Origin of the sequence: Pseudoalteromonas sp. c7(2019) (assembly GCF_011378625.1) — a bacterium.
In the GTDB taxonomy this organism is placed as follows: Bacteria; Pseudomonadota; Gammaproteobacteria; order Enterobacterales; family Alteromonadaceae; genus Pseudoalteromonas; species Pseudoalteromonas arctica.
The window spans coordinates 1-22,848 of the sequence record NZ_WTKS01000001.1; the positions used below are offsets into that span (position 1 = coordinate 1).

At 39.2% G+C, this 22,848-nt stretch carries 19 protein-coding genes; 15 read left to right on the forward strand and 4 right to left on the reverse strand.

Translation table 11 applies throughout. From position 1 onward, the window contains the following. Positions 1-337: 337 nt before the first annotated feature. On the reverse strand, positions 338-481 hold the full coding sequence (locus tag GQR38_RS00005) for a hypothetical protein (RefSeq protein WP_165722358.1): 144 nt from the start codon (positions 479-481) through the stop codon (positions 338-340). A 369-nt stretch (positions 482-850) separates the two neighbouring features. Between GQR38_RS00005 and GQR38_RS00010 the strand changes: the two genes are divergently transcribed. From GQR38_RS00010 to ihfA, 5 genes are all read left to right on the forward strand, one after another. Further along, positions 851-1,906, forward strand: a complete 1,056-nt coding sequence (locus GQR38_RS00010) for a DUF2066 domain-containing protein (protein WP_010554011.1) — start codon at positions 851-853, stop codon at positions 1,904-1,906. After that, entirely contained in the window at positions 1,906-2,616 is a 711-nt protein-coding gene (gene hda, locus GQR38_RS00015) for a DnaA regulatory inactivator Hda (protein WP_007580342.1), read from the forward strand. Before GQR38_RS00010 ends, hda begins: the two co-directional genes overlap by 1 nt. A 343-nt stretch (positions 2,617-2,959) precedes the next feature. After that, positions 2,960-3,940 (forward strand): phenylalanine--tRNA ligase subunit alpha, encoded by a 981-nt coding sequence (gene pheS / locus GQR38_RS00020; RefSeq protein ID WP_002960692.1) that lies wholly within the window; start codon positions 2,960-2,962, stop codon positions 3,938-3,940. A 15-nt stretch (positions 3,941-3,955) separates the two neighbouring features. Then, the gene (pheT, locus tag GQR38_RS00025; RefSeq protein ID WP_076923789.1) at positions 3,956-6,343 is read left to right on the forward strand and encodes a phenylalanine--tRNA ligase subunit beta; all 2,388 of its coding nucleotides are present in this window, start codon (positions 3,956-3,958) and stop codon (positions 6,341-6,343) included. 2 nt (positions 6,344-6,345) lie between these two features. Then, entirely contained in the window at positions 6,346-6,645 is a 300-nt protein-coding gene (gene ihfA / locus GQR38_RS00030) for an integration host factor subunit alpha (protein WP_002960690.1), read from the forward strand. Positions 6,646-6,884: 239 nt separating this feature from the next. Here the strand turns inward: ihfA and GQR38_RS00035 are convergent, their stop codons facing one another. Next, on the reverse strand, positions 6,885-7,685 hold the full coding sequence (locus tag GQR38_RS00035; RefSeq protein WP_024600454.1) for a DUF2989 domain-containing protein: 801 nt from the start codon (positions 7,683-7,685) through the stop codon (positions 6,885-6,887). Positions 7,686-7,859: 174 nt separating this feature from the next. On the opposite strand from GQR38_RS00035, the gene GQR38_RS00040 reads away from it, so the two are divergent. The 10 genes from GQR38_RS00040 to ccoG all read left to right on the forward strand — a co-directional run bounded on the left by GQR38_RS00040 (position 7,860) and on the right by ccoG (position 21,247). Continuing rightward, positions 7,860-9,302 (forward strand): glyceraldehyde-3-phosphate dehydrogenase, encoded by a 1,443-nt coding sequence (locus GQR38_RS00040; protein WP_010554014.1) that lies wholly within the window; start codon positions 7,860-7,862, stop codon positions 9,300-9,302. Between the two features lie 184 nt (positions 9,303-9,486). Beyond that, the gene (locus GQR38_RS00045; protein WP_010554015.1) at positions 9,487-10,614 is read left to right on the forward strand and encodes a M14-type cytosolic carboxypeptidase; all 1,128 of its coding nucleotides are present in this window, start codon (positions 9,487-9,489) and stop codon (positions 10,612-10,614) included. A 376-nt stretch (positions 10,615-10,990) separates the two neighbouring features. Beyond that, positions 10,991-12,493 carry an alanine/glycine:cation symporter family protein gene (locus GQR38_RS00050; RefSeq protein WP_010554016.1) on the forward strand — a complete coding sequence of 501 codons (1,503 nt, stop codon included), beginning with the start codon at positions 10,991-10,993 and terminating at the stop codon, positions 12,491-12,493. 139 nt (positions 12,494-12,632) lie between these two features. Then, entirely contained in the window at positions 12,633-12,959 is a 327-nt protein-coding gene (locus GQR38_RS00055; RefSeq protein ID WP_007580349.1) for a hypothetical protein, read from the forward strand. 1 nt (position 12,960) lies between these two features. Further along, positions 12,961-13,242: a DUF1315 family protein gene (locus GQR38_RS00060; RefSeq protein WP_007378333.1), complete on the forward strand. Its 282-nt coding sequence runs from the start codon at positions 12,961-12,963 to the stop codon at positions 13,240-13,242. After that, positions 13,232-15,913: a DUF349 domain-containing protein gene (locus GQR38_RS00065; protein WP_165722356.1), complete on the forward strand. Its 2,682-nt coding sequence runs from the start codon at positions 13,232-13,234 to the stop codon at positions 15,911-15,913. The genes GQR38_RS00060 and GQR38_RS00065 overlap by 11 nt, the downstream gene beginning before the upstream one ends. Positions 15,914-16,279: 366 nt before the next feature. Then, positions 16,280-16,834: a DUF1439 domain-containing protein gene (locus tag GQR38_RS00070; RefSeq protein WP_002960677.1), complete on the forward strand. Its 555-nt coding sequence runs from the start codon at positions 16,280-16,282 to the stop codon at positions 16,832-16,834. A gap of 68 nt (positions 16,835-16,902) precedes the next feature. Next, positions 16,903-18,207 carry an AarF/ABC1/UbiB kinase family protein gene (locus tag GQR38_RS00075; RefSeq protein ID WP_165722354.1) on the forward strand — a complete coding sequence of 435 codons (1,305 nt, stop codon included), beginning with the start codon at positions 16,903-16,905 and terminating at the stop codon, positions 18,205-18,207. A gap of 93 nt (positions 18,208-18,300) precedes the next feature. Further along, entirely contained in the window at positions 18,301-19,719 is a 1,419-nt protein-coding gene (locus GQR38_RS00080) for a sigma 54-interacting transcriptional regulator (RefSeq protein WP_165722352.1), read from the forward strand. A gap of 145 nt (positions 19,720-19,864) precedes the next feature. Beyond that, complete coding sequence (gene ccoG, locus GQR38_RS00085; protein WP_165722351.1) at positions 19,865-21,247, forward strand: cytochrome c oxidase accessory protein CcoG; 1,383 nt, start codon at positions 19,865-19,867, stop codon at positions 21,245-21,247. A 26-nt stretch (positions 21,248-21,273) separates the two neighbouring features. Here the strand turns inward: ccoG and GQR38_RS00090 are convergent, their stop codons facing one another. Both GQR38_RS00090 and GQR38_RS00095 read right to left on the reverse strand, forming a co-directional pair. Further along, positions 21,274-21,693 carry a hypothetical protein gene (locus GQR38_RS00090; RefSeq protein ID WP_024600461.1) on the reverse strand — a complete coding sequence of 140 codons (420 nt, stop codon included), beginning with the start codon at positions 21,691-21,693 and terminating at the stop codon, positions 21,274-21,276. A 144-nt stretch (positions 21,694-21,837) separates the two neighbouring features. Beyond that, complete coding sequence (locus GQR38_RS00095) at positions 21,838-22,761, reverse strand: M14 family metallocarboxypeptidase (protein WP_165722349.1); 924 nt, start codon at positions 22,759-22,761, stop codon at positions 21,838-21,840. Positions 22,762-22,848: the final 87 nt, after the last annotated feature.

The window sequence follows — 22,848 nt, forward strand, 5'->3', positions numbered from 1 at the left end:
ATTTGCTATGTGAAAGTAGGACATTACCAGGCTTCAAATTGTAGAAAGCCCGATTCGAAAGAATCGGGCTTTTTTACGTCTGCAGAAAAGTGAAATGTGCGTAATTAATACACACTCACATCAACACCTAGCACGCAGGGCGGGCGAGCATAGCGACTCCCGACGCTAGAATCACAACAAAAACCCTCAATACCCCATTCTGCCAATACAGTAGCATTTTCTACGTGACTCTCCACCGCTGTGGGTATCGTGACATTACACAAGCTTCACATTGTAGAAAGCCCAAATTTAACGATTCGGGCTTTTTTACGTCTACAGAAAAGTGAAATGCGCGCAATTAATACACACCCACATCAACACCTAGCACGTAGGTCGGGCGAGCGTAGCGACTCCCGACGCTAGAATCACAACAAAAACCCTCAATACCCCAGTCGGCTAATACAATAGCATTTTCACTGTGACTTTCTACCGCTGTGGGCACTACGACATCCTACTGCGTAGCCCACCGACATCAAATTGTAGAGAGCCCGTATCTAACGATTTTTTACGCCTGAAGAAAGATTAAATGCGAGCCAATAACGAATAATCTTAACCATAACATCATCAAGTACTTACATTAAATACCTTCATGATCTAACTAAACCCGAGAGGTTCGCGTTTTGAAAAGTGTAGTAAAGTTAAATGTAGGTGAATAGCGTACAACTCACTCAACTATCTTATTCATATTTAATCTTTTTTACTTTCTATAAAAGCTAATTACTTTCATTTCCTTAGATAACAAATTTAATTTTGCTTTGTTACTGTCTTTGATTTAGGATCAAATCAGTTTAAAACCAAGAACTAACAGCCTGTGTATAGATTATTAATTAGCGCCATATCCATTTTATTTTGTTTTTCTGCGTCGGCAGTTGAAGTAACTGATCTATATCAAGATATTTTAAAAGTGGATGACAAAACACGAGACACTCGATTAGCTGCGAGTCGTAAAGCTTTGCTCAATGTTTTAGTGAAAGTAAGCGGTGATGAAACTGCGGATCAAAATAAATTAGCACAGCAACGCACTAAAGATATTTCTGATTATATGCTTAAGTTTGAATATGACGAGAGAGCAAATGGACAGTTGAAACTTGTTGTTAAATTTGAAGCTCGAAAGATCAATGCGTTAATCAAAGAGTTAAACTTACCTTTATGGGGAGTACAACGCCCGTTAGTCGCAATATGGTTAGGTATTGAAGACAATTGGCGCAGAGAATTAGTAACACAAGAAAGTTACCCGCAATTAGAGCAGTTAATTTATGACAAAGCAGGACGCCGTGGTCTGCCTGTCGTTGTGCCATTACTTGATTTACAAGATAGACGTTTAGTAGGTATTCCTGAGGTATGGGGTAACTTTTCAGAACCAGTAGAAGAGGCCTCTAGACGCTACAGTGCTGAGCGAAGTATTACAGCAAGAATGTATAAAGAAGCGGATAGCGAAAATTGGATTTTAGATTGGCGTTTTACTAATGATGATCAATTTGATTCAAATAGATTAACGGGCGATAAGCAGCAAATAGTGAGTCAAATGATTGATACCTTAGCTCGAGGCCTTGCAAGCGAGTACGCTATTGATCCAAATGCTTATTATGAACAAGCCGCGGCCACGCTAACATTAAAAGGCACGCAAAGTTTTGTTGATGTTGAATTAGCAAAACAAAGATTATTGAACTTAAGCGTTGTTACGCAAGTTAAAATTGTTCGTAAAACACCAGAATTTGTAGAATTTAAACTAAACCACACTGGTAACCTAAGTGATCTTAAAAAAGGGCTAGGGTTAGACTCCTCATTTAAAGATTATGAGGATCCACGCGCTTTTTATCATGTTGTTGATAAAAATAGCTTAGAGTATCAATGGATAACGCCATAATGCTAACTTCTGAGCCGATGCAAATGGCATTACCGGTTACCTTGCCGGATGACGAAACATTTGCATCGTACTTTGGTGGGGAAGATTCGTTAGAGGTTAACCATTTAAAAGATAGCTTTTCGAAGTTAGCTAAAAAGTTTCAGTATACTTATTTATGTGGGTTAGGTGATTCGGGTAAGTCTCACCTTTTGTATGCAACCTGCATTAAAGCACAAGAGCGTGGCCTATCTAATATGCTGCTGTCTATGCGCGAAGTAATTGACTTTGGACCTATGGTATTAGACGGTTTAGAAGCACTTGATGTTCTATGTATTGATGACGTGCATTTAGTTGCAGGCAATGATGCATGGGAAAAAGCACTATTCAACTTTTTTAACCGGTTTAACGAACCCGGAAAAATGTTAGTAGTAACTGCCGATTTACTTCCTAGCATGCTTAATATCTCGCTGCCTGACTTAGAGTCTCGCTTAACGTGGGGAACAACCTTTCAAATTCGTTCTATGAGTGATGATGATAAAGCACAAGCACTTGTTAAGCGCGCTCACATGCGCGGCCTTGAATTAAGTGATGAGTGTGCACGCTTTTTATTAACCCGTTTAAGCCGTGATATGCGAGCTTTATTAGATGTACTCGACAAATTAGATCATGCATCTATGGCTGCACAGCGAAAATTAACTATTCCTTTTATAAAATCAACGTTAAAGCTGTAGTAGGTCTAGAATCTAGACCCTGCTTTCAGTTATCATAAGCTATTATCAGAGCGTGTTTACCTTTCCTGATTGGAATTTGTTTAATTTAAGTGGGCTTTAATCGCGTCGTGAGGACATTAGCATAGTTTTTATATGCAAAACCCGAACAACAAAGAGAGTAGCCTTCAAGATAAACACTTCGAACAACACGTGTTTGGTCTTTATTTAGCGTTATTGCATGACTGATGTAGAAACTACAGCCCAATGCCTAACCTTATTTATTTGCCAATCACACAGTTGAAAGCAATCTTGAAAGGCCAACACGCTCTTAAGCAATCACCTTCTGTGAAAGATCAGGTATCGAATGAACTTAGAAAACATATTAGCGCAAGCACTTGAGGCGGTAGCCAGTGCCAGTGAAATAGCGCAGTTAGAAGATATCAGGGTTAATTACCTTGGTAAAAAAGGCGAAATCACTAGCTTACTTAAAACGTTAGGTAAAATAGCACCTGAAGAACGTAAAGAAGCAGGCCAAGTTATAAACCAAGCTAAACAAGATGTACAAGCTGCTATCAACGAAAAGCGTGAATTGCTAGCAAGTAAAGCACTTGAAGAAAAACTAGCTGCTGAAACTATAGATGTAACTCTACCAGGGCGTGTTATGCCTACTGGCGGTTTACACCCAGTTACGCGCACTATTGAGCGCATAGAAAGCTTTTTCGGTGAGTTAGGTTTTGAAGTTAAATCTGGTCCAGAAATCGAAGACGATTTTCATAACTTTGATGCGCTAAATATTCCAGAGCACCACCCAGCACGTGCAGATCACGATACCTTTTATTTCAATCCTAAATTAGTACTACGCACACAAACAAGTGGCGTGCAAATTCGTACTATGGAAACTGAGCAGCCACCACTGCGTATTATTTCACCTGGACGTGTATACCGTAACGATTACGACCAAACACATACACCTATGTTCCATCAGGTTGAAGGTTTAATGGTTGATACTGATGTTAGCTTTACTGAGCTAAAAGGTATTTTGCATGATTTTTTACGTAACTTTTTTGAAGAAGATATGGAAATTCGTTTCCGTCCTTCATTCTTCCCATTTACAGAACCTTCAGCTGAAGTAGATGTTATGGGTAAAGACGGCAAGTGGTTAGAAGTACTAGGCTGTGGCATGGTACATCCAAATGTACTTAAGTCTGTGGGCATTGACCCAGAAAAATACACCGGCTTTGCCTTTGGCATGGGTGTAGAGCGTTTAACTATGTTGCGCTATGGCGTAAACGATTTACGTGCATTTTTCGAAAATGACTTAAAATTCCTGAACCAGTTCCGTTAAGAGTGAAACAATAAAATGAAATTTAGTGAAAAGTGGTTAAGAGAGTGGGTTAATCCTGCTATTGATACGCAAGCTCTTTCGGAACAGCTTTCAATGGCTGGTCTAGAAGTTGATGGTGTTGAGCCTGCTGCTGCCAAATTTAATGGCGTAGTTGTTGGTGAAGTTGTTGAATGTGAGCAGCACCCTGATGCAGATAAACTGCGTGTTACCAAAATTAACGTCGGTGGCGATGAGCTACTTGATATCGTGTGTGGAGCACCAAATTGTCGTTTAGGTATTAAAGTTGCTGTTGCGACTGTGGGCGCTGTACTTCCTGGTGACTTTAAAATTAAAAAAGCCAAACTACGCGGTCAACCTTCAAACGGAATGCTATGTGCTTTTGTTGAGCTAGGTATTAGCGAAGAAGGCGACGGCATTATGGAATTGCCAAGCGATGCACCAGTAGGCACTGATTTACGTGACTACCTAGGTCTTGATGATAATATTATAGATGTTGATTTAACACCAAACCGTGGTGACTGTTTAGGCATTAAAGGCCTTGCTCGTGAAGTAGGCGTTTTAAACAGTATTGACGTAAATGTATTAGATATTCCAGCGGTTACCCCAACAATTGACGATAAAATATCGATTGAATTAGTGAACGAAGATGCATGTCCTCGTTACCTTGGTCGTGTGATCAAAGGCATTAACCTTGATGCAGAAACACCGCTTTGGATGGTTGAAAAGCTACGCCGCAGTGGCGTACGTTCAATCGACCCAGTAGTTGATGTTACAAACTATGTATTACTTGAGCTTGGTCACCCAATGCACGCGTTTGATTTAAATGCGATTGAAGGTGGTATTAAAGTACGTAGTGCAAACGCAGATGAAGAACTTGTTTTATTAGACGGTAACACCGCTAAATTAAACAACACTACACTTGTGATAGCCGATCATAACAAAGCACTTGCAATAGCGGGTATTTTTGGTGGTGAGCAATCAGGTGTTACAGATAAAACATCTGATATATTACTTGAAAGCGCATTTTTTAATCCTGTAGCAATTGCAGGGCAAGCACGTAGCTACGGTTTACACACTGATGCTTCACACCGTTATGAACGCGGTGTTGATTTTGCTCTGCAACATGATGCAATGGAACGTGCAACAGCGCTACTTCTTGAAATCGTAGGCGGTCAAGCAGGCCCAGTTGTTGAAGCTGTAGCGGCTGACAAACTACCAAAAGTGACTGAAGTACGTCTTCGTCGAGCTCGTTTAGACCGTGTTATTGGTCATCATATTGAAGATGCTAAAGTAACAGATATTCTTACGCGTTTAGGTCTTGATGTTAAAGTAGAAAATGAAAGCTGGAGTGCGGACGTACCAAGCTACCGTTTTGATATTCGCATCGAAGAAGATTTAATTGAAGAAGTAGCACGTGTTTACGGTTACAACAGCATTCCTAATGTTGCACCAACTGCAAAACTTAAAATGACGACGCATAACGAAGCAACTATTGCGCTTAGCAAGTTCCGCAATACGTTAGTGACTCGTGGTTATCAAGAAGCAATTACATACAGCTTTGTAGACCCTAAAGCACAAGCTATTTTACACCCAGAGTGTGAAGCAATGGTATTACCGCACCCTATTTCAATTGAAATGTCAGCGATGCGTGTAAGTTTAATGCCGGGTTTATTAGCGTCTGTAGCGTATAACCAAAATCGCCAACAGCCTCGTATTCGTTTATTCGAACATGGTCTTAAATTTATAAGCGACGAAAGTGCAGAAAATGGTGTTTACCAAGTACCGGTTATTGGTGGCGTTATCACGGGTCTTGTAAATGGTGAACATTGGGTTGAAGAAAAACGTAACGTTGATTTTTACGATTTAAAAGGTGATGTTGAAGCCTTACTTGCAATTACTAATGACGTTACTCGCTTTGAAATTAAAGCCGAGCAGTCAGATGGACTTCATCCTGGTCAATCAGCTGTAATATATGTTGATGGCAAAAAGGTTGGTTTTTTTGGTGCTTTACATCCTCAAGCTCAAAAGTCGTTAGATATCAACAACGCAACTTTTGTTTTTGAAATTGAAATGTCAGCAATAGAAAAAAGAAATTTACCGCAAGCAGAAGGGGTGTCTAAATTCCCTTCAAATCGCCGCGACATCGCGATTTTAGTGGCAGACAGCGTTAAATCTGGCGACATTTTAAGCGTGATCGAAAAAGTTGGCGGAAATCAATTGGTTGACCTAAACTTATTCGATGTGTATAAGGGCAAAGGTATTGAGCCAAATTATAAGAGTTTGGCGATTGCTCTAACACTGCAAGCGGTTGATAGAACACTCGAAGAGAAAGATATCAATCTAGTAGTTGATAACGTGGTGGCCGAATTGGCCGAACAGTTTAATGCATCGTTGAGGGACTAGATATGGCGCTTACTAAAGCCGACATAGCTGAACACCTATTTGAAAAGCTCGGGATCAATAAAAAAGATGCCAAAGATTTAGTTGAAGCGTTTTTTGAAGAAATCCGCTCAGCGCTAGAAAAAGGCGAGCAGGTTAAGCTCTCTGGATTTGGTAACTTTGATCTTCGAGACAAAAAAGAAAGACCAGGCCGCAACCCGAAAACAGGCGAAGATATTCCTATTTCGGCACGTCGTGTGGTGACTTTTCGACCAGGTCAAAAGCTTAAAACCCGCGTAGAAGTGGGCACAAGCAAAGCAAAATAAAAAAAGGCAGCGTAAGCTGCCTTTTTATTTGCCTGAATAACCTAGTTATTAAATTATACCAACCTGCATAAATCTTTGATCAATTTAACGAATTAAATTGCACTATAACGTCGTTAAAAATGTTTTATTTAGAACAACTAGATACAAAAATTTTTGCCTAGTTCTAGCGTAATTTCCTTAACGTTAAATAGACCCCATATATAAGCAGATTGGTATTAGGTTATTTTTGCGATTATAAATTAAAACTCTCGAGGAGATACAAAATCACCTGCCATTATTTGCTGAAATGTTTGCTCTGCAAGTACATCTAGGCTGTCTAAGCTTTTACCATTCGTTATTAATTGCTGCTCAATTTCAAACACGTCAATATTTTCAATCCCCGACATTTGCGCTACTTTAGAAAATATATATGCATGTTTAAATTTATCATGTTTATAAAAAAGACTAATAAGTGATGTATACACTTCAGGATTCGGTACGTTGCCTTTTTTATTGAGTTCTAAAGTTTTATAAAGCAAATCGATGGTTTTTTCATCATCAAATTTAATATAGTACGATGCTAGAAAAAATTGCATTTCGGCACTTTGCGTTACACTTTTGTCATTTTCTATCGCTAATAATTTAGTCAGTGCACTTTGGTTATTATTTCGTGACCATTGGTAGTAGAGCAAACCTGGATGGTTTGTATTTTGGGTATCTTGATATAACCGAGTCATTTCTTTAATGCTCGTTAATTGACCGTCAATACGTGACGTTTTTTTAGCTTTTAACTTAATATGTTCAATTTTAGCGGCCACAGTTATACATTGGTTATAGGATTCAAAGTCCTTGAGTAATTGGTATTTATTTTCATCAGTAGGGTCTTTGTATTCTATGTAACGTTTGATAATCACATCAGAACGCTCATCCTTGCAGTGGCTGTCTTTGTTTAAGTCGCTACAAAAGCCAGGTGTTTCTTTGCACACTTGTGCGAGTGTCAACGGTTCTTCACACCCTGTCAACGTTAGCAAACCCAATAGTACACTTGCTTTTTTAAGCATCCCTTAACCCCAAATGAATATCCACCTTGCTATTCTAACGCAATCATTTAACGCCTAACAGTAGAGAATAACTTCAGATTAAATTAGAATAGCCCTGCCTGAAGTGCATTACTCTCAAAATATAGTGCATTTTTAAAGGCTATCCGTTCAAAATGATAAACTTAGGTAAATAAAATGACCTCATCTCACGAGTTAGAATACACAAATAGTTGGCAAGAGCGCCAAGATTACGCAGAAAGCATGCAACCAATCATTGGTAAACTTTACCGTAATCGTGGTATCGAAATCGCTGTATATGGCCGTCCTCTCGTAAATGCCAGTACTATTGATATTATCAAATCTCATAAAACCGTTGCTCAGTTTGAAGGCACTAAATTACGTTTGCGCGAAAGCTTTCCATTTTTAGAAGCTATCAGCAAAATGGAATTAAACTCTGCGCGTATTGATATTGGTAAGCTTGCATATAGTTATTTGTTCACTGAAGCTGCAAAAGGCCGCTCAGTAGAAGAATTTGTAAAAGATGAACTTGCAGAAATAGCTGACTTACCAGCGAAAGAACCACGCGATGTTGTATTGTATGGTTTTGGTCGTATTGGTCGTTTACTAGCGCGTTTATTAATTGAAAAATCAGGTCCATATTCAGATTTACGTTTGCGCGCTATTGTTGTGCGTGGCGGTAAAGAGGGTGATCTTGAAAAGCGTGCAAGCTTACTGCGTCGTGATTCAATTCACGGTCCATTCAATGGCTCAATCACTATTGATAAAGAACGTAACGCAATTAAAGCCAACGGTAGCTACATTCAGGTTATTTACGCTAACTCTCCTAGCGAAATTGATTACACTCAATACGGTATCGACAATGCATTAATTGTTGATAACACCGGTATTTGGAAAGACGAAGCGGGCCTTGGCCAGCATCTAGAGTGTAAGGGCGCTGCAAAAGTATTATTAACAGCTCCTGCAAAAGGTAATATCAAAAACATCGTATATGGTGTTAATAACAAAGATATTTTACCTGAAGATAAAATTGTTTGTGCAGCAAGCTGTACAACCAATGCAATTACACCAACGCTTAAAGCACTAAACGATAAGTTTGGTATTAATAATGGCCATGTTGAAACTGTACACTCGTACACGAACGATCAAAACCTTATTGATAACTACCACAAAGCAGAGCGCCGTGGCCGTGCCGCAGCACTTAACATGGTAATTACTGAGACAGGGGCTGCAAAAGCGGTTTCAAAAGCATTACCAGAGCTTGAAGGCAAATTAACAGGTAACGCAATCCGCGTACCTACACCTAATGTGTCGCTAGCTATTTTGAACCTTAACTTAGCAACAAGCACATCAGTTGAAGAGCTAAACGCATTTTTACGCGATACTGCACTTCATTCAGACTTACGTGACCAAATTGATTACACAGCATCAACGGAAATTGTTTCTACCGATTTAGTCGGTAGCCGTTACGCAGGTGTTGTTGATTCACAAGCAACGATTGTTGAAGATAACCGTATTGTTTTATATGTATGGTACGACAATGAGTTTGGTTACAGCTGCCAAGTAGTTCGTTGTATGCGCGATATGGCCGAAGTGTCATTCCCAAGCTTACCTCGCTAATTTATTTGCAGTGACTTAAAAGCCAGCATGTTGCTGGCTTTTTTGGTCGTGTATTATTTTTAAAGCGTATGCCTTGTGATAGGCTTTAATTAAGAAAATGCACATTCGTTTTACTATTTACAAAATAATGTCAGTTCTGTGAATTAATAAGCAGATAAACTTATTCAACCTAAAGGTTTTTTTCATGAAAATCAGCAGCAATTTCGACAGTGGTAATATCAAAGTTATTGAAGCCACCGATCCTTTAAATATTCAATTAGAAATTAATAAAGATCACCAGTCTGAATTTTATCAGTGGTTTCACTTTCGTCTTGAAACAACGCCTTACCAATTGCATAAGTTAAATATTAATGAGCTTGATAAATCAGCTTACCCAGATGGTTGGGAAGGGTATCAAGCCGTTGCATCATATGACCGCCAAACATGGTTTCGTGTACCATCAAGCTATGAAAATGGCACATTAAGCTTTGAAATTGAACCAGAGTGCGGCAGCGTGTATTTTGCTTACTTTGCCCCATACAGTTACGACCGCCATTTAGATTTATTATCTTGGGCACAAAGCCAAGGTGCTTGCCAATTAATAACACTTGGTGAAACACTCGATGGCCGCGATATGAGTGTGCTTAAAATTGGTGAGCCAAGTGAAGATAAGAAAAATATCTGGATCACAGCACGTCAACATCCAGGTGAAACAATGGCCCAATGGTATGTTGAAGGTCTACTGCACAAACTTCTTGATGACGAAGACCCACATGCAGCTGCGCTTCTATCAAAAGCAGTATTTTACGTTGTGCCAAATATGAATCCAGATGGCAGCGCACGCGGACATCTCCGTACTAATGCTAAAGGCGTTAACTTAAACCGTGAATGGCAGACACCAAGCATGGAAAATAGCCCTGAGGTTTACCTAGTACTAAATAAAATGCGCGAAGCTGGCTTAGATATGCACTTAGATATACACGGCGATGAAGCTATTCCGTATAACTTTGTGGCAGGCAGCGAAGGTATTCCAAGTTACGATGCTCGTCTTAAAGGCCTTGAAGATAGCTTTAAAGCTGCGCTTTTAACTATTACTCCAGAGTTTCAAGATGAGCATGGCTATCCAAAAGATGAGCCCGGCCAAGCTAACCTTACGGTAGGTTCATCAGCTACTGCTGAAGAATTCAAAGCATTAACGTACACAATTGAAATGCCATTTAAAGACAACAACGATTTACCTGATCCAGACTATGGCTGGTCAGACCGTCGTTCGTATCAATTTGGTCAAGATACGTTAGCGGCAATTGTTAATGTTGTTGATAATTTAAGATAAAACGTTTATTTGAAGGGTATCAATAGTTTTGATGCCCTTTTTGCTTTTAGTAAAACCCCTTTTACAAAAAATAATAATCATATAGCAACTTCATTCCAAAACGTTTTTAACGTTTCTTCGCCGCGTATCATCACCGTATCGGTACAAATCAATCTACTTTCCTTTAAATACTGCTGATGCAGTGCCTTGCAATAGCTACGTAATTAGATATTTTGAAAATTAAGTGTTAACAAAGTTGGGGTACTTAAGTTAAGATTAATTAAATAATGAGTCGGGACGGGAGAGGTAAAACCTTATTTCGTGAAACTTATGTTGCGTAGTAGCTAAAGCAGAGTCTCGTAATTAAAAATAATAAATATAACTATAGAGGATATCCATGGAAGCTTTTGTAAGCGCTGTTAATGATGTTGTTTGGAGTAATGCACTCATCTATTTATGCCTAGGCGCAGGCTTGTTTTATTCAGTATTAACTCGATTTGCTCAAGTTAGACATTTTAAAGAAATGTGTAAGTTATTATTTAGTCCAAACACGTCTGATAAAGGTATCTCATCTTTTCAAGCCCTTGCAGTATCGTTGTCTGGACGAGTCGGTGTTGGTAATATCGCAGGTGTTGCAGCAGCTATCGGTTTTGGTGGACCAGGTGCTATTTTTTGGATGTGGGTTGTTGCTTTTCTAGGTGCAAGTACCGCATATGCAGAATCTACTTTAGGCCAAATTTATAAAACAGAAGAAAACGGGCAATATCGTGGCGGCCCAGCGTATTATTTTGACCGTTGTTTAGGGCAAAAATGGCTAGCTGTTTTATTTGCTGTTTCGGCAATTATTGCATGTGGTGTTTTTCTGCCAGGCGTACAAGCAAATGCGGTAGGTAATGCGTTTACTCAAGTGTTTGGCGATGGCAATATGGTTTCTACTAGCTTTGGTGACGTAGGCAGCTTTAAATTGGTCGCTTTGGCAATTATCCTTATTGTTTTGGCGTTTATTATTTTCGGCGGAATAAAGCGTATTGCGAACTTTACGCAAATAGTAGTGCCATTTATGGCGCTTGGTTACATAGTATTGGCACTAATCGTAGTATTTTTAAATTTAGATAAAGTGGGTGATATATTTTATTTAATTATTAGTGATGCGTTTACTGCGCAGGCCGGTTTTGGTGCTGCTATTGGTTGGGGCGTTAAACGCGGTATATATTCTAACGAAGCAGGCCAAGGTACTGGGCCTCATGCAGCAGCCGCTGCAGAAGTTGATCACCCTGCTCAACAGGGGTTAGTACAAGCTTTCTCTGTTTACGTTGATACCATCTTTGTGTGTACTGCAACAGCATTAATGATTTTAATAACGCAGCAATACAACATTGTGGGTGAGTTACCAGCAGGGCAATTTATTGTTCAAAATGTTGATGCAGCCACTGAAGTGGGTTCAGCAGCCTTTACGCAAATGGCTCTATTTAGTGTATTTGGTAGTTTTGGGCAGGCATTTGTTGGCATCGCATTGTTCTTCTTTGCTTTTACCACAATACTTGCTTATTACTTTATTGCAGAGACTAATATTGCTTATTTAAATCGTTATTTTAAAGGCAGTATTCCGCTTGTTATCGTGAAGTTTGTGATTATGTTTATGGTTGCATACGGCATGGTAAACAATTCAGGTTATATCTGGACTATTGGTGATATTGGCGTTGGCTTAATGGCCTGGATCAACATACTAGGTATTTTAGCTATTTTCTTCGTAGCTAAGCCTGCTTTGTTATGTTTGAGCGATTATGAAGAACAGAAGAAAAAAGGCGGAAAGATCATATTTGATCCAGTTAAATTAGGCATTAAAAACGCCACGTTCTGGGAAAAACGCTTAGAGAAGCAGTCAAAAGACGCAGAGTGATTAAACTTAGTGGGCAACTTAGAAAATTATCGCCCCAAAATTAGTTATTGGTTTGAATTCAAAAAAGACAACGAGAAATAAAACAAGTACAATAAAGGCGCCGAAAGGCGCTTTTTTTATGCGTAGTATGGAGAGAAGTATGGCGATTATTCGTTGCCCAAAATGTGCAAAATCAATTTCAGATAAACATAAGCAATGTCCGCATTGCGAAAGCAACATTGCAGAGCTAAACGACGAGCAAGTTTTGCAACTTCAGCGCGAACAGCGAATTAAAAAAAAGCAGATGTTTATAAATCACTCCTTTTTGGCGCTTATCTTATTTTTAGGTGGTTTTTTCTGTTTGTACTTTTTACAACCGCAAGAAAAAACGCTTCAGTGGTATGCTTATACTGCGGCTATTGGCGTAGGGTGTATTTGGTATCTTATAAACCGAATTGTTTTAGTGACTCTAAAAAAGAAAAAATGACATGAATATCGACAATCTTGTACAAAATATTACTCCCGAATTATTCGAACGCTTACAATACGGTGCATCAACTGGCAAATGGCCAGACGGTACCGTTTTATCAGACGAGCAAAAGCAACAAACAGTGCAGTTGGTTATGTTGTATCAAGCAAAAGTGGCTCAATCAAACGAGCAATTTACGATTGGTGCTAATGGTGAAATGATCCAAAAGACAAAAGCTCAACTACAAAAAGAATTTAAATCAGACAACGAAATAGCTAGGTTTAGTGAACATGATCTTTAAGCACCTTTTTACACCGAAATGGAAACACCCTAAGCAACAAGTACGTCTTGATGCTATCGAAAAATTAGACATTGAACGTGATGCAACCATATTAAACACGTTAGCACTTGAAGACAGCTCAGCTGAAATACGCCGCAAAGCACTACAAAAAGTAAACGAGTTACCACTTTGGTGGAAAGCGTATAAACAAGATCAAGCATTAAAAGATATAGCAGAGCTTCAAATATCTAATGCTGTTTTAAATAGCGAAAGTGCACTAACACCGCAAATTAAAAACGAATACATAGAGCGTTTTGCACCCGTTAAAACACTCGAAAAGTTAGCGTTTGCAGAAAAAGAACTGCAAGTACGCGTTAAATTATTAAAACGTTTAGCAAATCCAAAACTAGTAGAAAAAGCATTTAAAGAAGGTAGCGAAGAGCTACAAACTCAATTAGTTGAACTTGTTATTACCCATCAATTAATTAAGCCATTAGTAAAGCATGCAAAGGATGGTGCAAAAGCAGCACTTGAAACGCATATTGAAAATGAGCGTTTAGCAATAGAAATGCCACTGCAGGTTGAAAGTGCAACACGTGTTATTTTAGCTAAGTTAAATGCTTTACGTGAAAAAACAGATTTTGGTGTTGTAAATCCACAAGCCGGCGAATTAATGGCCCAGTGGCAAGCACTTGAGCTCAAATGGCTAAGTGATGAGCGTGTTAAGCTTCTTGACGAAAAATATATTTCGATTACCACTAAGTTAGATGCACACATTGAACAGCTAAAAGCGATACACGACAAAGAGCAGCAAAAATTAGCGCTACAACAGCGCCAATTGCTAGCGCTTGCAACTGTTGAAGCGTTAAGTGAAGAAATAGAAAACGCCTTACAGCTAGGCCTTGAAACACCAGAGCAAATTCAACAAGATTGGCTTGATGCAAAAGTAGCGCAAGCTAAGCAAGCTATTAGCGAAACAGAACTTGCTAATAATACGCAATCTAAACTGGCTGTAAGCAAGTTAGAAAAGCTATTTACTCAAGTTGCTAAATTACCTGAGCTAACAACGGCTATTAAAGAGTACAAACTCGCTTTTGCAGCATTATGCGAAATTAAGCCAGCAGAAGATTTAGCGCAATACGATGCAACTCTAACTGAATTTAATAATGGTTTTAAAGCAGCGCGTAGTCATTTAAATATTTTAGATGGTGCACTGCAAAGTACCTTTAAAACACAGTTAAATACGCATAAAAAGCAATTTTTAGCACCAATGAGTGAGCTAGTTAAGCCACTTGAAAAAAACCAAAGCCAAGCAAAACGCAAAGCTCGTGATGTTAAACGCCTAATTGAAGAAGGTCGTTTTAATGTTGCCTTTGGCGTATTTAAAGGGTTTGAAGAGTTATTTAATACACTCACTGAGCAATATCAACAGCCGCTTGTAAATATAAAAGCGGAACTTGAAGCGCAACTTGCAGATGCTAAAGATTGGCAAAAATACGCTGCAGCACCAAAGCGTGAAGCTTTATTAGAAGAAGTAAGTGCATTAGTAAGTGAAGAGTGTACTGACCCACAACAACGCGCAGAGCAAGTAAAAGTGCTACGTAAACGTTGGAATGAGTTAGGTCGTTTAGATACAGATGAAGAAAAGCAACAAGGCGTGCAGTTTGATGAAAAAATCGAGCTGTTATTTGCACCTTGTCGTAGTTACTTTGCAGAGCAAGAAGTACAACGCGAGGCCTCAAAAGCACAACGCGAAAGTATTATTAGCGACATGCACGCGCTTCATTTACAGCCTACGGCTGAGGATGACTTTGATTGGAAGCAATATGAAAGCCAATACAATCGTTTAAACAAAGCGTGGCGCAGTGTAGGTAAAGTTGATCCTAAAACATACCGTACACTAAACGATCGTTATAAAAGCGAGCAACAACAAGTACTGGCTTTATTAAACGCATTTCATAAAAGTAATGCCGTACTTAAAAATGAATTAGTAGAAAAAGCGCAGCAATTATCACAAAGCGATGATTTAGCCGCTGCGTGCCAAGAGTTGAAGCAAATGCAGCAGCAATGGCAAACAATTGGTTTTGCAGGTTTAAAAGCTGAAAATGCGTTATGGCAAAAATTTCGTCAATTTAACGATGAAACATTTACTAAACGTAGTAGTGAATTTGAGCAGCAAAAACTTGATCAAAATGAGTCAGATAAACAAGCAGTTGCAGAACTTGCTGAGCTTGAAGCAGCACTTAGCGATGTAAATCAAAGAGCACAGTTGCACGACCTAGAAACAAAAGTGAAAGGGTACACGCAATTTAGATCGTTAGCGCCAAAAGTTACTAAGCTACTAGCAGCTATTGACGATAAACTTGCATTGCTTACAAGCAAATCAGAGCAAGCTAATCTAGATGCGTTAATTACAGCACTTGAAAACAATGAAGCGTTACCAAGTCAGTATCAAGCACCGCTTAAAACAACATTAAGTAAAGAGCAACTTATTACTCGCATGGAAATACTAGCGAACGTAAGTTCAACCGATAAGTCACTTAGAATGGCAGAACAAGTAGCCATGCTAGATGACAAACATCGTGGCGATCATGCTGATTTAAACTATTATTTAAAACAGTTATTAGCGCTCAGTGACGGTTCAGTTGAACCTGACACACTAACGCGACTTAAAGCGACACTTGCAGCTTAATGCACTAGGGCGTGTTGACCTTTCGTGGTTGAATTTGCAGCAGACTGTTTGGTATTTAGGCAAGGCAGAGTCTATGTAGTGTGGTTATTCCCCATAAATAGGCGATAACGCAGCATAAATGCCAAACATGCGCTGCCCTTTGGGTTCTTTCTAGGGACGATTAACTCTTTGTTGCTCGGTTTTGACTTAGCCCGCTAGGTTACAAACCTCACGCCGCGATTAAATCGACCCTAGATTGAACAAATTTCAATCCACAAAGGTCAACACGCCCTAGAACCAGCGTAATATATGCTGGTTACTATTTTAATAAGCCGCTTTAATAGCGGCTTTTTTATGTATCACTAATTTATAAACAAAAGGGTTCTCATGAGAATTTTAGTTATTATTGCAGCGTTATTTTTAACTGCCTGTAATACCACGCAAGGCATATCAGTATATTCATTTACTAACTCTGAGGTTGAGTCTGTACTGGGTAAGCAATTACCAAAGTTAAGTGAAAAAGTAAGCTTAATGGGTTTGCCGGTTCAGTTTGATGTAAACGACTTAAGTGTAAATATTGGACCTGATAACCGCGATGTTGTTGTTCTTGGTGCCGATTCAAGCGCTGAAATTAATGCATTCGCACTTAAATACCCAGTGCGTTTAAAGCTACAAATTGAAGGTAGCCCATTCTACGACAGTGAGAAAAAAGCAGTGTTTTTACGTAATATTAAATTACTTGATTCGAGTGTTGATGCCGGTGGTTTCAAAGGTAATTTAGGTGCACTTGATAGCCAAGCAATGGATGTGATTAATGCTTTTTTAGCGGTTAACCCTGTTTATACATTAAATATGGATGACCCTAAAATGATGCTACTTAGTAAACTTCCACTTGATATGAAAGTGGTTGAAGGTGCAATTAAGCTAGTACCTCGTCTATAAGTAGATCTACCTACTTACAATATACGTATTAATTAGCCTGACTTTCAGGCTAATTAGGTTTTAATATTATGGCGGCTCCTCGTACTGTTCCCACTTCTCGGCTTTCTCGCTTTGCAAAATTAGGCTCACTCGCAACAGGTGTTGCTACCAACATGTTAGTTGATGGCGCTAAGAGCGCGTTAACGGGTAAAGGTTGGGACAATAAAAGCTTACTACTACAACCTAAAAACATTGAAAAACTAGCCACACAGCTATCTCATTTACGTGGCGCAGCAATGAAGCTCGGGCAATTACTTTCAATGGATGCCGGTGATTTACTTAGTCCTGAATTGGCTCAGTTACTTGCTTTACTACGCTCAGACGCGAATCCAATGCCTCATAAGCAGCTTGTTGAAGTGTTAAAAGAGCAATGGGGGGATGAGTGGCTAGCGCGTTTTTCTCATATTGAGTTAAGACCTTTTGCAGCGGCTTCTATAGGGCAAGTTCATTTAGCTTATAAAGAAAATGGCGATCAGCTTGCTGTTAAAATTCAATACCCTGGTATTGCTAAAAGTGTAGTAAGTGATGTTGATAACGTTATTTCTTTATTAACGATTTCTCGCTTATTGCCAAAAGATCTTAATATTAAACCACTTATTGGTGAGGCTAAGGCACAGTTATTAGCTGAGGCTGATTATAAGCGGGAGGCTCAGTACTTAATACGTTATAAAAATGCATTAGCAACTAATCCCCACTTTAAAGTACCCAACGTATATCCAGAGCACAGCACACAACACGTGCTAACTATGGAATATATAAAAGCAGAACCTATTGAGAGCATTACAGAGCTACCAGATAGTCAAAAAAGCTTTGTTGCAGAGCAACTTATTGATTTGTTTTTTAAAGAAATGTTTGAATTTAAATTAATTCAAACCGACCCTAACTTTGCCAACTTTCATTATCAGCTTGATACACAAAAAATTGTTTTATTTGATTTTGGTGCAACGCGAGAAATATCAACCGAGCTTAGCCGCGCTTATTTAGCTTTATTTAAAGCGGGTAGTGAAAACAACAGAGAAGGTGTACTTAGAGCGGCTTCACACATTGGTTATTTTAAAAATGACTTATTTGAGGAGTATAAAAACAACGTCATTGATTTATTCTTAATGGCGTGCGAGCCACTGAGAGCAGAAGGGGAGTTTGATTTTAAAAATAGCGAACTCGCGCTCAAAATTAAAAATGCAGGGCTTGCTCTTAGTGGGCAATCTCAGCAATGGCATACACCGCCCGTTGATGCGCTATTTATTCACCGAAAACTTGCAGGACTTTACTTAATAGCCGCAAGGCTAGGTGCAAAAATAGATGTAAAAACGCTATTTCAGCACTATTTATAGCGTTTTAATGAGCACGTGAGTGCATTTTAAGTAATGAGTGCACTTAGTGTATAAAATTGCCATAATGCTCGCGATATTTCGCGAGGTACATTTATGATAAAACAATTTTTAAACGATCCTAAATTATTGCTAAACGCAGTAGGTGAGGGCATATACGGTTTTGACCTGTCGGGTAATGCGGTGTTTGTTAATCCTGCCGCTGAGCGCATGACAGGTTGGTGCGCTGAGGAACTATTAGGTAAAAAAATACACCAATATCATCACCATACTCATGCTGATGGCACACCTTATCCCGCTGATGAATGCCAAATATATTGCACCATGTTTGACGGCAAACGTCGTGAAGTTAAAAATGAAGTTTTTTGGCGTAAAGACGGCAGCTCATTTGCAGTGGAATACACCTCAACACCGGTTTATAAAAATGATGAGTTAATTGGTGCTGTAGCGGTATTTCGCGACATATCACTGCAACAGCAAACACAAAATGCACTGCAAGAGGCACTTGAGCAAGTAAAGCATTTAAGTGAGCAGCTAAAAGATGAAAACAACTACTTAATTGCAGAACTTAACGAAGATTGGCAAGACTCAGGGCTAGTTGGACAAAGTCATATATTTCAAACCATGTTAGATCAAATAAAACTGGTAAGTGAAACCGACAGCACAGTGCTTATACTTGGCGAAAATGGCACGGGTAAAGAATTAGTAGCTCGTAATTTGTATCGACTAAGCAAGCGTAGCGAACAAGCCTTTATAAAAGTAAATTGCGCCGCATTTACCCCAAGTTTGCTAGAATCGGAACTTTTTGGCCATGAAAAAGGCGCGTTTACAGGTGCCAATGAACGCCGTAAAGGGCGTTTTGAACTTGCTGATAAAGGCACCTTGTTTTTAGATGAAATAGCAGAGCTTCCACTTGAGGCGCAAAGTAAATTACTGAGAGTCCTGCAAGAACAAGAGTTTGAACGTGTGGGTGGCAGCAATACGCTAAAAGTAAATATTAGAGTGATTGCAGCGACTAACCGCGACCTGTGGGAAATGGTACAAAAAGGCACGTTTAGAATTGATTTGTATTATCGGCTTAATGTATTTCCTATAAAAGTACCCGCCCTTAAAGATCGAAAAGAGGATATTCCTTATTTATGCGCTAATTTAATTGCGCAGATAAATAAACGACTGGGTAAACACTTAAAAGGGCTAAGTAAAAAAGCAATTACACAGCTGCAAGCCTACAATTGGCCAGGCAATATTAGAGAGCTGCAAAATGTACTTGAACGCGAAGCTATTTTATCTAATCAGGCTGTACTACAGCTTAGTCAGCCTTTGCAAGCGGGTGGTGAAGTCGTTATTAATCCTTCACTTACGCTTGATGAAGCGCAAAAACAGCATATAACCTCTGTTCTTGCGTTATCGCACTGGCAAATATCGGGCGATAAAGGGGCGGCAGTTAAGTTGGGCTTACCTGAGAGTACACTACGCTCAAAAATGCGAAAGCTGGGAATCACTAAAAAATCGTGATATATCGCGATATGCGCTTTATATCGCGAGCTCGGTTTTTGTTTTTTAAAATAATATCTTTAATATCAATGAAGTAATTAAAGTTTCAGCTTGGTCTGAAAGTTGCAAATACTTGCTTAATACCCGTCATTATGAAGCAAGTACTATGAAGTTTGATATAAAAGAAGAAGACATGATCATTAAGCCCTATAACACCGAAGGGCCAATTTATATCCGCGAGCAAAAAGGATTTTTTCAGCGCATACGCCGTAATTTAGGTTGGCTGTTAATGCTAACTTTTATTGCAATACCGTGGATCCAATATAACGGTCAACAAGCTGTGCTGCTTGATGTGGCAACGCAAACCTTTACTATTTTCGGTTTAACACTCCTTCCTCAAGATTTTATGATTTTAGCCCTGCTATTTATGGTGGGGGCTTTTGCATTATTTTTTGTAACTAACTGGCTTGGTCGGGTTTGGTGTGGATATACGTGCCCGCAAACAATATGGATGCTCATGTTTTCGTGGGTAGAGCAACGCATAGAAGGCACTCGAAATCAGCGAATTAAATTAGATAAATCACAGTGGACGCTAAGCACTTGGCGCAAAAAAATAACTAAGCACAGTGCGTGGATTGTTATTTCTATTTTAACTGCCACCTCGTTTATGGCGTATTTTATTCCGGCTAAAAGTTTGTATATGGATATGATCACGTTTGAATGGTCAGGTATTACGAGCTTTTGGGTGTTTTTATTCGCTTTTTGTACTTATGGCAATGCAGGGTTTTTACGCGAAAAAATGTGCACAATTGCTTGCCCTTATTCTCGTTTTCAAGCTGTTATGTTTGATAAAGATACGTTGCTTGTTACATATGATAACGAGCGAGGTGAAAGCCGAGGACCACGTAAACGCAAAGCTGACCCCAAAGAGCTTAACTTAGGTGACTGTGTAGACTGTAACTTGTGTGTAGAGGTATGCCCTGCAGGAATAGACATTCGAAATGGATTGCAATATGAATGTATAAATTGTGGCTTATGTATTGATGCCTGCGACGATACCATGGAGAAATTTGGTTACGAGAAAGGCTTAATTAAATACGCCAGTGAGAAACAAATGGAAGGTAAAAAAACTAATCCATTTAGGTTAAAGCTAGTAGGGTATGGCGCATTAACGGCTTTGTTAATAATATCTATGTTTGCATGGATGCTGCAACGTACACCAATAGAAGCCTCAGTACTACGCGATAGGAATGCGCTTTATAGAGTGAACTACGAGGGCCTAGTAGAAAACCCTTACACACTTACTATTATTAATAAAACGCAGCAAGCACTGCATTACAGTATTGCCATAGAGGGTTTGCCTGGGGCAACGCTCTCAAGTCCGAAATCTACGCTTGTACAACCGGGTGCGATGAAAAGAGTTCCCGTTACTGTAACAGCCGATGGTTACGATATTGAACGTAAAGTGAGTAAGTTACAATTTATTGTAACAGCGCAAGAAAACGCCAGCATTACGATAACCAAAGACAGTCAGTTTTACAAAAACTAAGATTGATAAAGCAAGATCAACAATTTTTATATCAGTTGGCCTTGCTTACTTTTTAAGTTGTGAGAAATAAACTGTTTAGCGCTATCTAAATCGGTAAATAGGCACTCACTAAAATTAACGTTTCTTTTTGCGCACTCTAAAATGCGTTTCATTTGATTTATAGCGATAGCTGAAGTGAGTACAAACGCACTACTCAGGCAGTTATTTGCTTTCATTAAATGGCTAATATCTATCATCTCTTTTTCTGCCTCAGGCGTTGCAGCTAAAACATCAAAAGAATCACTAATATAGGCCCAAGGCTGATTGTTGAGTGATTTTATTTTTTCGCATAGTTCAATTTTAAACGCACGAAGAAGCCCTGAGGTGATGTATCCCGCAAAGTGAGCGATAACAACGTTATTTTCAGTGTAAAGGCTTACCTGCCCATATTTGTTCTTAAACCCCAATGTATACTCCTTGAATTTGAGGGAAGGCTAACCTTATACCTTTAAATTCAATAAAACCAGTTCTTTTGGGTTGTTTTTTGTTATCAGATTGTTTCTTTGTCGGGCGGGTACTTAATTTAATGAGTACCCGCTCTTTAATAGTGGTTAATCTTTTGTAGAGGTTGTAATGTAATTTAGCGCGCTCGTTATAACGGCTACTTGCGCCAAAATACATTCTTCATCGGTGGCAGTTGGGCTATCTGGGTATACTTCGGTAGTGGTTACATAGGGTGCATCAGTAAAGCCCATACATAAACCTAGCTCTCGAGCTGCATAGTTAATTACACCAAATTGCTCTTGAGGTACGCCGATTAGTTGGTTATTTTCATCGCTCGGTGCAATATGGGTTACCTTTGCAACGCTTTCTATAATGGTCTTTTGAAACTCCGGATCAGGCTTTTTGGTATCTGCAACTAAATAAAACCCGTCAGGTATGTTCCAGTTAGTATTTGTAGTGCCTTCACGCGCAGCGAGTGCGGGTCTAAATTCACTGTTATCGCTATCTGTTGTTTCGTGTAAATCAATATGAGCGATTAAGTCAGTACCTAATGATTTTACAAACGTCATAATAGCTGCTGACTCTTGAGCTGGGCTGCCCTCATAAAATGAGCGGTTAGGATCAATAGCATCTGGGTTCCAACGGTTTATTGTTTCATACCCCCAAGGGCTAATGCAGGGCGCAACAATAATATTAAACTGCTCTGAGTGTTGCATAGCCGATGTTTTAGCAAACCTAAGTGCGCCATGTACGCCACTGGTCTCGTAGCCATGCACACCACCGGTGATTAAAACAGTTGGTTTATTAGTATTAAAGTTAGGCGTTTTTAATATATATAATGGGTAAGTGCCAGCGGCGTAATTAAGCTCGCCGTATTGCTCTATATCCAAGGTGTTTTTAAGGTCATTAATTAGCGTTACGACTTCGTTTTGGTAACTGCGTTTAATGTTTTGGCGTGCTAACCACAGGGCTTTATCGTTGTTATTCCATTTTTTGCCAGGTGTGCCAATGGGGTATGTGCTGTTAGTCATAATAAACCTTTATATCAATTTTTATTAACTCCCCTATAAATAAGGAGGGCAATTACAATTGGTAGAGTTATTTAATAAAGGTGTAGC